Below are 12,991 nucleotides of genomic sequence, written 5' to 3'. Positions count from 1 at the left end.
GGCGTAGGTTTTCCCCTGGGGCTGCGCCTACCGGTGCACTGACGATCCGAAGACTGCAAGGGGTGACAACACGCTCATGAGCGATGTTCTGGAGCTGGTGGACGTATCCGTGGTCCGCGAGGGCCGGGCGCTGGTGGACCAGGTCTCCTGGTCGGTGAAGGAGGGGGAGCGCTGGGTGATCCTCGGCCCCAACGGCGCCGGGAAGACCACCCTGCTCAACGTCGCCTCCAGCTACCTCTTCCCCACCAAGGGCGAGGCCACCATCCTCGGCAGCACCCTCGGCAAGGTGAACGTCTTCGACCTGCGCCCCCGCATCGGTGTCGCCGGTATCGCGATGGCCGACAAGCTCCCCAAGCGGCAGACCGTCCTGGAGACCGTCCTCACCGCCGCCTACGGGATGACGGCGACATGGCAGGAGGAGTACGAGGACATCGACGAGCAGCGCGCCCGCGCGTTCCTCGACCGCCTCGGCATGACGGACTACCTCGACCGGAAGTTCGGCACCCTCTCCGAGGGCGAGCGCAAGCGCACCCTGATCGCCCGCGCCCTGATGACCGACCCCGAGCTGCTGCTCCTCGACGAGCCCGCCGCGGGCCTGGACCTCGGCGGCCGAGAGGACCTCGTACGCCGCCTCGGCCGGCTCGCCCGCGACCCGCTCGCACCCTCCATGATCATGGTCACGCACCATGTCGAGGAGATCGCCCCCGGCTTCACGCACGTCCTGATGATCCGTCAGGGCAAGGTCGTCACCGCCGGTCCCATCGACCTGGAACTCACCTCCCGCAACCTCTCGCTCTGCTTCGGCCTCCCGCTGATCGTCGAGCGCAACGAGGACGACCGCTGGGCCGCCCGCGGTCTGCCCCTGCGCTAGTCCCTGTCGTCAAAGCCCCGCCCCGTGCGGGGCTTTGACCGCACGGACCCGGCGTCGGACCGGATCGGCGGGCACGGCCCGCACCCTGTCCCGACCGTGCCCCGCGGACCTACCATGACCATGTGACCGACATCGACGCATGGGTGTGGTGGCTGATCGGCGCGGTCGGACTGGGCATCCCCCTCGTCCTGACCGCGATGCCCGAGTTCGGCATGTTCGCGGTCGGCGCCGTGGCCGCCGCCGTCACGGCGGCGCTCGGCGGGGGAGTGGTGGCCCAGGTCCTGGTCTTCGTGATCGTCTCGGTGGCCCTGATCGCCGTCGTCCGCCCCCTCGCCAACCGCCACCAGCGACCCCAACACCGCACGGGCATCGACGCGTTGAAGGGCAGAAGCGCCGTCGTCCTCGAACGCGTCGACGGCGCCGGCGGCCGGATCAAGCTCGCCGGCGAGATCTGGTCCGCCCGCGCCCTCGACGCGGACGTCAGCTACGAACCCGGCCAGTCCGTGGACGTCGTGGACATCGACGGGGCAACAGCGGTCGTCATGTGACGTGATGTGACCTGATGTGAGCCAAGCAGCCGACTCGCGGCCCCGAGGTCTGCGAGACTCGCGATCAACGGGGCAGCACAGACAGCCGGAAGGGCACGGGGAACCGCATGCAACCGATCATCATCGTCCTGATCATTCTCGTGGTTCTGGTCTTCATCGCACTGGTCAAGACGATCCAGGTGATCCCGCAGGCCAGCGCCGCCATCGTCGAGCGATTCGGCCGCTACACCCGCACCCTCAACGCGGGCCTGAACATCGTCGTCCCGTTCATCGACTCGATCCGCAACCGGATCGACCTGCGTGAACAAGTCGTCCCCTTCCCGCCGCAGCCGGTCATCACCCAGGACAACCTGGTCGTCAACATCGACACCGTCATCTACTACCAGGTGACCGACGCCCGCGCCGCCACGTACGAAGTGGCCAGCTACATCCAGGCCATCGAGCAACTCACCGTCACCACGCTGCGCAACATCATCGGCGGCATGGACCTCGAACGCACCCTCACCTCCCGCGAGGAGATCAACGCCGCCCTGCGCGGAGTCCTCGACGAGGCCACCGGCAAGTGGGGCATCCGCGTCAACCGCGTCGAGCTGAAGGCCATCGAGCCGCCGACCTCCATCCAGGACTCGATGGAGAAGCAGATGCGCGCCGACCGCGACAAGCGCGCCGCGATCCTCCAGGCCGAAGGTGTCCGACAGTCCGAGATCCTGCGCGCCGAGGGCGAGAAGCAGTCCTCGATCCTGCGCGCCGAAGGTGACGCCAAGGCCGCCGCCCTGCGCGCCGAGGGCGAGGCCCAGGCCATCCGCACGGTCTTCGAGTCCATCCACGCCGGCGACGCCGACCAGAAGCTCCTCGCCTACCAGTACCTCCAGATGCTCCCGAAGATCGCCGAAGGCGACGCCAACAAGCTCTGGATCGTGCCGAGCGAGATCGGCGACGCCCTCAAGGGCCTCTCCGGCGCCATGGGCAACTTCGGCCCCATGGGCGGAGGTTCCGGCTTCAACCCGCAGAACTCCGGCAAGGAAGGCGCCGGCACCGGCGACACCGTCCCGCCCTCCCGCCGCGAACAGCCCCCCATCGACTGACGCTCCCTTCCCCTCCTGCATGATCGGACCGGCCCCTCGACCTTCATGGCGGGGAGGCGACCCACTCATGCAAAGGGGATGGCGCGGTCCATGTCCATCTGGGAATCACTCGCGGTCTTCGCCGCCGGCATCGGCGCCGGCACGATCAACACCATCGTCGGCTCCGGCACCCTCATCACCTTCCCGGTGCTGCTCGCCACCGGCCTGTCCCCGGTCACCGCCAACGTGTCCAACACGCTCGGCCTGGTGCCCGGGTCCATCAGCGGAGCCATCGGCTACCGCAAGGAACTCCAGGGCCAACGCGCCCGCATCATGCGGCTCGGCGCCGTCTCCCTCGTCGGCGGGTTCGCGGGCGCCGTCCTGCTCCTCACCCTGCCGTCGGACTCCTTCGACACGATCGTGCCCGTCCTGATCGGGATCGCCCTCGTGCTCGTCGTGCTCCAGCCCCGGCTCGCGGCGGCCCTGCGCAAGCGCCAGGAGGCCTCGGGCGCCGACGCCGGGCATCCCGACGGAGGCCCGGCCCTGCTCTCGGGGATGCTGCTCGCCAGCGCGTACGGAGGCTACTTCGGCGCCGCCCAGGGAGTGCTGTACCTCGGCCTCATGGGCCTGCTCCTCCACGAGGACCTGCAACGGATCAACGCCGTCAAGAACGTCCTCGCCGCCCTCGTCAACGGCATCGCGGCCGTCGTCTTCCTCTTCGTCGCCGAGTTCGACTGGACGGCCGTGGTCCTCATCGCCGTCGGCTCCACCATCGGCGGCCAGATCGGCGCCAAGGTCGGCCGCCGACTCCCGCCGACCGCCCTGCGAGCGATCATCGTCGTGGTCGGCATCCTCGCGATCGTCCAGCTGCTGATCCGCTGAGCGACGTATCCCGCATACGTCGCCCAGCGCAGCCGCACAGTCAGCGGTACTAGGCGGAACGCTCAAGCCACTCGGGGAGGGCATTGCGACCGCCCGCCCCCAGCGCCAACAACATCGCGTCCGCCGGCGACGGCACGAACGGCTTCCGGAGGAGCGGCATCCCCGCCTCCTCCGGAGTCCGGGCCGCTTTGCGGTGGTTGTCCTCGGCGCACGAGGCCACCGTGTTCAACCACGTGTCCCCGCCGCCCTGAGCCCGCGGCAGTACGTGGTCCACGGTCGTCGCGCGCCTCCCGCAGTACGCGCACCGGTGCTGGTCCCGGGCCAACACACCCCTCCGTGACCAGGGAGCATGTCTTCGGAAGGGCACCCGGACGTACCTGCACAACCTGATCACCCGGGGCATCGGAAGCTCCATGGTGGCCGCCCGCACACGCAGCTCGGGATGGGACTGTTCGACCACGGCCTTGTCCTGGAGCACCAGGACCACGGCCCTGTTCAACGTCACCGTCGACAGCGGCTCGAAGCTCGCATTCAGCACCAGCGTGTCCCGCATCTCGCCCACCTCCCGTGTGCAGGCCCGCGACCACACCGGCAGCAGAGCCCGCAACCACTCTGGCCGCGCGCGCCACGCGGGACAACGCAATAAAAATGCCCGGTCCTGGCCGTCTTTAGACCAGGACCGGGCAAACAACGGGACAACGATCAGCCGGCGGGCGCCTCGTACTCACCGATCAGCTGCGCGCGACCCAGCGTGTGGAACCGCAGATTGAAGCCGACGACCGCCGGCGAGACGTCCGCGTCCGGCCCGAGCTTCTCCTGATCCACCGCGTACACGGTGAACACGTACCGGTGCCGCTCCCCGGCCGGAGGCTGCGCCCCGCCGAAATCCCGGGTGCCGTAGTCGTTCCGTACGTGCACGGCCCCGTCCGGCAGCCCCTCGAACTTCCCGCTGCCCGCACCCGCCGGCAGCTCGGTGACCGACACCGGAAGATCGAACAGCACCCAGTGCCAGAACCCGCTGCCCGTCGGCGCGTCCGGGTCGAAACACGTCACGGCGAAGCTCTTCGTCCCCTCCGGGAAACCCTCCCACCGCAGGTGCGGCGAGACGTTCCCACCCGTCAGGACCTGCGCGTCACCCAGATCCGCCCCGGGCTCCACATCCCCGCTCACCACGGAGAAGGCGTGCACCTCCGGGTGGAAGGCGTGGGGAAGAGGTGCCCTGCTCTGCTCGACCACTGCTGAACCTCCTGCATCGCGTACGCGTACGTCCCCGAGCCTAGGGGGACCCTAGAGCCAGTTGCGCTGCGAACCGACCGAGGCGATCCACTGGTTCAGGTAGGCCGCCCAGTCGGTGTCCTGGTAGGACTGCAGCCCCACCTGGAAGCAGCGGTACGTGTCACTGCCCTCGGAGAACAGACCCGGCTTCTTGTCCATCTCCAGTACGACGTCCATCTCGCGGCCGTCCGAGACGAAGGTCAGCTCGACCTGGTTCAGCCCCCGGTACTGCGACGGCGGCAGGAACTCGATCTCCTGGTAGAAGGGCAGCGTCTGACGCGTCCCCCGGATGTGCCCGCGCTCCATGTCCGCCGAACGGAAGGAGAAGCCGAGCTGCCGGAAGGCGTCCAGGATCGCCTGCTGCGCCGGCACCGGGTGCACGTTGATCGCGTCCAGGTCACCCGCGTCCACCGCGCGCGCGATCTCCAGCTCGGTGCTGACCCCGATGTTCATCCCGTGCAGGTGCTGACCGCCGAAGTGGGTGATCGGCGTCTCCGCGGGGATCTCCAGCCCGAACGGCACCACGTGCAGCGCGCCGGCCTGCACCTGGACGGCACCCCCGAGGCGCTGCTTGGTGAAGACGATGTCCTGCTTGTACTCCTGGTCACCGCCCTCCACCTCCACCCGCGCCTGGAGACCGACGGACAGACCCTCGATCTGCTGCTCCACGGATCCACCCTGGATCCGGACCTCACCCTGGACGATGCCGCCCGGAACGACGTTCGGCTCGGTGATGATCGTGTCCACCGAGGCACCACCGGCACCCAGGCTCGCGAACAGCTTCCTGAACCCCATGCTCTGACTCCCCTTGACGGCTCTATCGATGTAAAAGCTCTGGCGACTACCTCTACAAACGCGGAACCTTAGGCCCCGGTTGCAGCCGCGCGCGTTCCACTACGCTCGATTGGATGAGCGCGCGCCCCGACCGTACGCCCCTGGCCCGGTCCTTCTTCGACCGCCCGGTCCTCACGGTGGCCCCCGACCTCCTCGGCCGGACCCTCGTCCGCCTGACCCCGGACGGCCCGCTGGAACTACGCATCACGGAAGTCGAGGCGTACGAGGGGGAGGCGGACCCCGGCTCGCACGCCTACCGAGGACGTACGGCCCGCAACGCGTCGATGTTCGGACCGCCCGGACACGCGTACGTCTACTTCATCTACGGAATGTGGTTCAGCCTCAACCTGGTGTGCGGCCCGCCGGGCCACGCGAGCGGGGTCCTGCTGCGGGCAGGCGAGGTGACGGTCGGCGCCGAGCTCGCCCGCACACGTCGACTCTCCGCGAGGAGGGACGGAGAACTGGCCAAGGGCCCGGCTCGCCTGGCCACCGCCCTGGACGTGGACCGTTCCCTGGACGGCACGGACCTCTGCGCCGGCCCCGACTCCCCGTTGTCCCTGCTCACGGGCACCCCCGCCACACCCGACCTGGTGAGCAGCGGCCCCCGCACGGGAGTCGGCGGAGCCGGCGCCGACCATCCCTACCGCTTCTGGGTCACCCACGACCCGACGGTCAGCCCGTACCGCGCCCACGTGCCCCGCCGGCGCTCGACTTGACTCGCCCCCCGGGGACGCCTAACGTAGCCCGAGCCGCTTGAACGGGGTACTGCCTTCGCAGACCCCCAGAGCGGCCAAACCACTCACACGACGACTACCCCTGGCGGGGACGATTTCGGCATGCCCGAATTCGAATCCGACGGCCCGATTATGAGCCCCAAGGGAAAAGCGCTAACGTGGTGGAGCGCCGAAAGGCACAGGCCCCCAACGGCCACCGAATTCAAATCCAAACCGACTGCGACTTTCGAGAAGCAGGGCGCGGAAATGATCTGGTAGAGTTGGAAACGAAGGAAGCGCCCGGAGGGCCTGGAAACAGGAACGAAGGAAGCGTCCGTTCCTTGAGAACTCAACAGCGTGCCAAAAAATCAACGCCAAAAGTTGATACCCCGTCCATTTCGGTGGATGAGGTTCCTTTGAAAAAGACCTGTGAGGTCGCAACTTTCGGGTTGTGGTGCTTGCAGGCGATTACACAGCGAGGATGCAGTGGTCGATCGGTCTTATTCCGACATGATCGGCCCGCTCTAAGTGCGTGTGCACCCGATTACGGGTAAACATTCATGGAGAGTTTGATCCTGGCTCAGGACGAACGCTGGCGGCGTGCTTAACACATGCAAGTCGAACGATGAAGCCCTTCGGGGTGGATTAGTGGCGAACGGGTGAGTAACACGTGGGCAATCTGCCCTTCACTCTGGGACAAGCCCTGGAAACGGGGTCTAATACCGGATAACACTCCTGCCTGCATGGGTGGGGGTTAAAAGCTCCGGCGGTGAAGGATGAGCCCGCGGCCTATCAGCTTGTTGGTGGGGTAATGGCCCACCAAGGCGACGACGGGTAGCCGGCCTGAGAGGGCGACCGGCCACACTGGGACTGAGACACGGCCCAGACTCCTACGGGAGGCAGCAGTGGGGAATATTGCACAATGGGCGAAAGCCTGATGCAGCGACGCCGCGTGAGGGATGACGGCCTTCGGGTTGTAAACCTCTTTCAGCAGGGAAGAAGCGAAAGTGACGGTACCTGCAGAAGAAGCGCCGGCTAACTACGTGCCAGCAGCCGCGGTAATACGTAGGGCGCAAGCGTTGTCCGGAATTATTGGGCGTAAAGAGCTCGTAGGCGGCTTGTCACGTCGGATGTGAAAGCCCGAGGCTTAACCTCGGGTCTGCATTCGATACGGGCTAGCTAGAGTGTGGTAGGGGAGATCGGAATTCCTGGTGTAGCGGTGAAATGCGCAGATATCAGGAGGAACACCGGTGGCGAAGGCGGATCTCTGGGCCATTACTGACGCTGAGGAGCGAAAGCGTGGGGAGCGAACAGGATTAGATACCCTGGTAGTCCACGCCGTAAACGTTGGGAACTAGGTGTTGGCGACATTCCACGTCGTCGGTGCCGCAGCTAACGCATTAAGTTCCCCGCCTGGGGAGTACGGCCGCAAGGCTAAAACTCAAAGGAATTGACGGGGGCCCGCACAAGCAGCGGAGCATGTGGCTTAATTCGACGCAACGCGAAGAACCTTACCAAGGCTTGACATATACCGGAAAGCATTAGAGATAGTGCCCCCCTTGTGGTCGGTATACAGGTGGTGCATGGCTGTCGTCAGCTCGTGTCGTGAGATGTTGGGTTAAGTCCCGCAACGAGCGCAACCCTTGTCCTGTGTTGCCAGCATGCCCTTCGGGGTGATGGGGACTCACAGGAGACCGCCGGGGTCAACTCGGAGGAAGGTGGGGACGACGTCAAGTCATCATGCCCCTTATGTCTTGGGCTGCACACGTGCTACAATGGCCGGTACAATGAGCTGCGATACCGTGAGGTGGAGCGAATCTCAAAAAGCCGGTCTCAGTTCGGATTGGGGTCTGCAACTCGACCCCATGAAGTCGGAGTTGCTAGTAATCGCAGATCAGCATTGCTGCGGTGAATACGTTCCCGGGCCTTGTACACACCGCCCGTCACGTCACGAAAGTCGGTAACACCCGAAGCCGGTGGCCCAACCCGTAAGGGAGGGAGCTGTCGAAGGTGGGACTGGCGATTGGGACGAAGTCGTAACAAGGTAGCCGTACCGGAAGGTGCGGCTGGATCACCTCCTTTCTAAGGAGCACAGTACCGATTGCAGACAAATGTTCTGCACGGTCAGCTCATGGGTGGAACGTTGATTATTTGGCACGGTCTTCCAAGACATTCTGCAAGTACTGCCCTCGGGCGTGGAAAGCGGTGATGGTCGCGGAGGGTCGTGCCTGGCACGTTGTTGGGTATCTGAGGGTACGGCCGTAAAGGTTGTATCTTCGCGATGCCGGCCCCAGTGAACTTGTTCTTCGGAGCAGGGTGATGGGTGACTGGTCGTTGCTTGAGAACTACACAGTGGACGCGAGCATCTGTGGCCAAGTTTTTAAGGGCACACGGTGGATGCCTTGGCACCAGGAACCGATGAAGGACGTGAGAGGCCGCGATAGGCCCCGGGGAGCTGCCAACTGAGCTTTGATCCGGGGGTGTCCGAATGGGGAAACCCGGCAGTCGTCATGGGCTGTCACCCACTGCTGAACACATAGGCAGTGTGGAGGGAACGAGGGGAAGTGAAACATCTCAGTACCCTCAGGAAGAGAAAACAACCGTGATTCCGGGAGTAGTGGCGAGCGAAACCGGATGAGGCCAAACCGTATGCGTGTGATACCCGGCAGGGGTTGCGCATGCGGGGTTGTGGGAATTCTTTTGATCGGTCTGCCGGCCGGTCGGCGAGTCAGAAACCGTTGATGTAGTCGAAGGACATGCGAAAGGTCCGGCGTAGAGGGTAAGACCCCCGTAGACGAAACATCAGCGGCTTGCTTAAGAATCTCCCAAGTAGCACGGGGCCCGAGAAATCCCGTGTGAATCTGGCGGGACCACCCGCTAAGCCTAAATATTCCCTGGTGACCGATAGCGGATAGTACCGTGAGGGAATGGTGAAAAGTACCGCGGGAGCGGAGTGAAATAGTACCTGAAACCGTGTGCCTACAAGCCGTGGGAGCGTCGCGCATTGAGTTTACTCAATGCGTCGTGACTGCGTGCCTTTTGAAGAATGAGCCTGCGAGTTAGCGGTGTGTAGCGAGGTTAACCCGTGTGGGGAAGCCGTAGCGAAAGCGAGTCCGAATAGGGCGATTGAGTTGCACGCTCTAGACCCGAAGCGGAGTGATCTAGCCATGGGCAGGTTGAAGCGGAGGTAAGACTTCGTGGAGGACCGAACCCACCAGGGTTGAAAACCTGGGGGATGACCTGTGGTTAGGGGTGAAAGGCCAATCAAACTCCGTGATAGCTGGTTCTCCCCGAAATGCATTTAGGTGCAGCGTCGTGTGTTTCTTGCCGGAGGTAGAGCACTGGATAGGCGATGGGCCCTACCGGGTTACTGACCTTAGCCAAACTCCGAATGCCGGTAAGTGAGAGCACGGCAGTGAGACTGTGGGGGATAAGCTCCATGGTCGAGAGGGAAACAGCCCAGAGCATCGACTAAGGCCCCCAAGCGTACGCTAAGTGGGAAAGGATGTGGAGTCGCAGAGACAACCAGGAGGTTGGCTTAGAAGCAGCCACCCTTGAAAGAGTGCGTAATAGCTCACTGGTCAAGTGATTCCGCGCCGACAATGTAGCGGGGCTCAAGCGTACCGCCGAAGTCGTGTCATTCCAGCACATACCCCCAACGGGGGCTGGGATGGGTAGGGGAGCGTCGTGTGCCGGGTGAAGCAGCAGCGGAAGCTAGTTGTGGACGGTTCACGAGTGAGAATGCAGGCATGAGTAGCGATACACACGTGAGAAACGTGTGCGCCGATTGACTAAGGGTTCCTGGGTCAAGCTGATCTGCCCAGGGTAAGTCGGGACCTAAGGCGAGGCCGACAGGCGTAGTCGATGGACAACCGGTTGATATTCCGGTACCCGCTTTGAAACGCCCAATATCGAATCCTCTAATGCTAAGGCCGTGAAGCCGTTCCGGACCCTTCGGGGAAAGGAAAGTGGTGGAGCCGCCGATCCAAGGTGGTAGTAGGTAAGCGATGGGGTGACGCAGGAAGGTAGTCCAACCCGGGCGGTGGTAGTCCCGGGGTAAGGGTGTAGGCCGAGGGGTAGGCAAATCCGTCCCTCATTAAGGCTGAGACCTGATGCCGAGCCGATTGTGGTGAAGTGGATGATCCTATGCTGTCGAGAAAAGCCTCTAGCGAGTTTCATGGCGGCCCGTACCCTAAACCGACTCAGGTGGTCAGGTAGAGAATACCGAGGCGTTCGGGTGAACTATGGTTAAGGAACTCGGCAAAATGCCCCCGTAACTTCGGGAGAAGGGGGGCCATCACTGGTGATCGGATTTACTCCGTGAGCTGGGGGTGGCCGCAGAGACCAGCGAGAAGCGACTGTTTACTAAAAACACAGGTCCGTGCGAAGCCGTAAGGCGATGTATACGGACTGACGCCTGCCCGGTGCTGGAACGTTAAGGGGACCGGTTAGTGCGCTTTCGGGCGTGCGAAGCTGAGAACTTAAGCGCCAGTAAACGGCGGTGGTAACTATAACCATCCTAAGGTAGCGAAATTCCTTGTCGGGTAAGTTCCGACCTGCACGAATGGCGTAACGACTTCTCGACTGTCTCAACCATAGGCCCGGTGAAATTGCACTACGAGTAAAGATGCTCGTTTCGCGCAGCAGGACGGAAAGACCCCGGGACCTTTACTATAGTTTGATATTGGTGTTCGGTTCGGCTTGTGTAGGATAGGTGGGAGACTTTGAAGCAGCCACGCCAGTGGTTGTGGAGTCGCCGTTGAAATACCACTCTGGTCGTGCTGGATGTCTAACCTCGGTCCGTGATCCGGATCAGGGACAGTGTCTGATGGGTAGTTTAACTGGGGCGGTTGCCTCCCAAAGGGTAACGGAGGCGCCCAAAGGTTCCCTCAGCCTGGTTGGCAATCAGGTGTTGAGTGTAAGTGCACAAGGGAGCTTGACTGTGAGACCGACGGGTCGAGCAGGGACGAAAGTCGGGACTAGTGATCCGGCGGTGGCTTGTGGAAGCGCCGTCGCTCAACGGATAAAAGGTACCCCGGGGATAACAGGCTGATCTTCCCCAAGAGTCCATATCGACGGGATGGTTTGGCACCTCGATGTCGGCTCGTCGCATCCTGGGGCTGGAGTCGGTCCCAAGGGTTGGGCTGTTCGCCCATTAAAGCGGTACGCGAGCTGGGTTTAGAACGTCGTGAGACAGTTCGGTCCCTATCCGCTGTGCGCGTAGGAATATTGAGAAGGGCTGTCCCTAGTACGAGAGGACCGGGACGGACGAACCTCTGGTGTGCCAGTTGTCCTGCCAAGGGCATGGCTGGTTGGCTACGTTCGGGAGGGATAACCGCTGAAAGCATCTAAGCGGGAAGCCTGCTTCAAGATGAGTATTCCCACCTCCTTGAGAGGGTAAGGCTCCCAGTAGACGACTGGGTTGATAGGCCAGATGTGGAAGCCCGGTAACGGGTGGAGCTGACTGGTACTAATAGGCCGAGGGCTTGTCCTCAGTTGCTCGCGTCCACTGTGTTAGTTCTGAAGTAACGAACAGTTACTGGTTTCTAGAGCTAGAACATAACTATAAAGTGTGCTTGTTCGCTCGAAACCGATAGGGTTTCGGTGGTCATAGCGTTAGGGAAACGCCCGGTTACATTCCGAACCCGGAAGCTAAGCCTTTCAGCGCCGATGGTACTGCAGGGGGGACCCTGTGGGAGAGTAGGACGCCGCCGAACAATCTTTCAAAGGACCCTTGGTCCAGCGTTCAACGCTGGACCAAGGGTCCTTTTTGTTTTTCACCTTTTTACGCCGAAGCGCGGCCATGGGTTGGTTGCGCGAGAATGACTAGCGGTACCCCGACGACAGGAGTCACACCCATGTCCAACTCTCCCGACGATCGTCCGGAGCGCGAGCCTCGGCGCAACGACGGCGGTGACAGGGGCGGCTACCGCGGGGGCCGTGACGACCGTGGCGGTGACCGTGGTGGCTTCCGCCGCGACGACCGTGGTGGCCGTCCGACCGGCAGTGGCGGCGGTTTCCGCCGTGACGACCGCGGTGGGCGTCCCACCGGCGGCGGCGACCGTCCCAGCTACCCCCGCCGTGACGATGACCGTGGTGGTCGTCCCACCGGTGGTGGCGGTGGCTTCCAGCGCCGTGACGACCGTGGTGGCGACCGTCCGAGCTACCCGCGTCGTGACGATGACCGTGGTGGTCGTCCCACCGGTGGTGGCGGCGGTTTCCAGCGTCGTGACGACCGTGGTGGGGACCGTCCGAGCTACCCGCGCCGTGACGACCGGGGTGACCGTCCCACCGGTGGTGGTGGCGGTGGTTTCCAGCGTCGTGACGACCGTGGCGGCGACCGTCCCAGCTACCCCCGCCGTGATGATGACCGTGGTGGTCGTCCCACCGGTGGTGGCGACCGTCCCTCCTTCCGTCGCGACGACCGTGGCGACCGCCCCAGCGGCGGTGGCTTCCAGCGCCGTGACGATCGCGGTGGCGACCGTCCGAGCTACCCGCGTCGTGACGATGACCGCGGTGGCCGTCCCACCGGTGGTGGCGGCGGCTTCCAGCGCCGTGACGACCGTGGCGGCGACCGCCCCAGCTACCCGCGCCGCGATGACGACCGCGGTGACCGTCCCAGCGGCGGTGGCTTCCAGCGTCGCGATGACCGTGGCGGGGACCGTCCGAGCTACCCGCGTCGTGATGACGACCGCGGTGGCCGTCCCACCGGTGGTGGCGGCGGTTTCCAGCGTCGTGACGACCGTGGCGGCGACCGCCCCAGCTACCCGCGCCGTGACGACCGGGGTGACCGTCCCACCGGTG

At 64.0% G+C, this 12,991-nt stretch carries 8 protein-coding genes, 3 rRNA genes and 1 pseudogene; 9 read left to right on the top strand and 3 right to left on the bottom strand.

Annotation, left to right across the window (positions count from 1 at the left end; all coding sequences use genetic code 11):
* The first annotated feature begins 76 nt into the window (after positions 1-76).
* From OHA84_RS09940 to OHA84_RS09925, 4 genes are all read left to right on the top strand, one after another.
* Positions 77-871 (top strand): ABC transporter ATP-binding protein, encoded by a 795-nt coding sequence (locus OHA84_RS09940; protein ID WP_053678662.1) that lies wholly within the window; start codon positions 77-79, stop codon positions 869-871.
* Positions 872-993: 122 nt separating this feature from the next.
* Positions 994-1,419, top strand: a complete 426-nt coding sequence (locus tag OHA84_RS09935) for an NfeD family protein (protein WP_266951054.1) — start codon at positions 994-996, stop codon at positions 1,417-1,419.
* Between the two features lie 107 nt (positions 1,420-1,526).
* Entirely contained in the window at positions 1,527-2,504 is a 978-nt protein-coding gene (locus OHA84_RS09930) for an SPFH domain-containing protein (protein WP_053678666.1), read from the top strand.
* Positions 2,505-2,594: 90 nt separating this feature from the next.
* The gene (locus OHA84_RS09925; protein ID WP_053678692.1) at positions 2,595-3,365 is read left to right on the top strand and encodes a sulfite exporter TauE/SafE family protein; all 771 of its coding nucleotides are present in this window, start codon (positions 2,595-2,597) and stop codon (positions 3,363-3,365) included.
* A gap of 49 nt (positions 3,366-3,414) precedes the next feature.
* Here OHA84_RS09925 and OHA84_RS09920 read toward each other — a convergent pair whose 3' ends face one another.
* The 3 genes from OHA84_RS09920 to OHA84_RS09910 form a co-directional block, all read right to left on the bottom strand.
* Complete coding sequence (locus tag OHA84_RS09920; RefSeq protein WP_053678668.1) at positions 3,415-3,918, bottom strand: HNH endonuclease; 504 nt, start codon at positions 3,916-3,918, stop codon at positions 3,415-3,417.
* Between the two features lie 149 nt (positions 3,919-4,067).
* A complete protein-coding gene (locus OHA84_RS09915) occupies positions 4,068-4,601 on the bottom strand; it encodes a YbhB/YbcL family Raf kinase inhibitor-like protein (protein WP_053678670.1) in 534 nt (177 codons plus the stop codon).
* A 51-nt stretch (positions 4,602-4,652) separates the two neighbouring features.
* Positions 4,653-5,435, bottom strand: a complete 783-nt coding sequence (locus OHA84_RS09910; protein ID WP_053678672.1) for a sporulation protein — start codon at positions 5,433-5,435, stop codon at positions 4,653-4,655.
* Positions 5,436-5,548: 113 nt separating this feature from the next.
* Here OHA84_RS09910 and OHA84_RS09905 point away from each other — a divergent pair, with 113 nt between their 5' ends.
* From OHA84_RS09905 to OHA84_RS09885, 5 genes and pseudogenes are all read left to right on the top strand, one after another.
* Complete coding sequence (locus OHA84_RS09905; protein ID WP_053678674.1) at positions 5,549-6,190, top strand: DNA-3-methyladenine glycosylase; 642 nt, start codon at positions 5,549-5,551, stop codon at positions 6,188-6,190.
* Between the two features lie 554 nt (positions 6,191-6,744).
* Positions 6,745-8,269, top strand: a 16S ribosomal RNA gene (locus OHA84_RS09900).
* A gap of 288 nt (positions 8,270-8,557) precedes the next feature.
* Positions 8,558-11,681, top strand: a 23S ribosomal RNA gene (locus OHA84_RS09895).
* A gap of 106 nt (positions 11,682-11,787) precedes the next feature.
* Positions 11,788-11,904, top strand: a 5S ribosomal RNA gene (gene rrf, locus OHA84_RS09890).
* Together the 16S, 23S and 5S rRNA genes form the textbook arrangement of a ribosomal RNA operon.
* 159 nt (positions 11,905-12,063) lie before the next feature.
* Positions 12,064-12,753, top strand: a pseudogene (locus OHA84_RS09885) (RNA helicase); the annotation flags it as partial.
* Positions 12,754-12,991: the final 238 nt, after the last annotated feature.

Origin of the sequence: Streptomyces sp. NBC_00513 (assembly GCF_041431415.1) — a bacterium.
GTDB lineage: Bacteria > Actinomycetota > Actinomycetes > Streptomycetales > Streptomycetaceae > Streptomyces.
This window is presented reverse-complemented; position numbering and strand designations above follow the sequence as displayed.

Excerpts from the sequence above, each read along its gene's own strand:
- OHA84_RS09940 (WP_053678662.1), top strand. The coding sequence starts at position 77 with ATGAGCGATGTTCTGGAGCTGGTGGACGTATCCGTGGTCCGCGAGGGC.
- OHA84_RS09930 (WP_053678666.1), top strand. The coding sequence starts at position 1,527 with ATGCAACCGATCATCATCGTCCTGATCATTCTCGTGGTTCTGGTCTTC.
- OHA84_RS09925 (WP_053678692.1), top strand. The coding sequence starts at position 2,595 with ATGTCCATCTGGGAATCACTCGCGGTCTTCGCCGCCGGCATCGGCGCC.
- OHA84_RS09920 (WP_053678668.1), bottom strand. The coding sequence starts at position 3,918 with ATGCGGGACACGCTGGTGCTGAATGCGAGCTTCGAGCCGCTGTCGACG.
- OHA84_RS09910 (WP_053678672.1), bottom strand. The coding sequence starts at position 5,435 with ATGGGGTTCAGGAAGCTGTTCGCGAGCCTGGGTGCCGGTGGTGCCTCG.
- OHA84_RS09905 (WP_053678674.1), top strand. The coding sequence starts at position 5,549 with ATGAGCGCGCGCCCCGACCGTACGCCCCTGGCCCGGTCCTTCTTCGAC.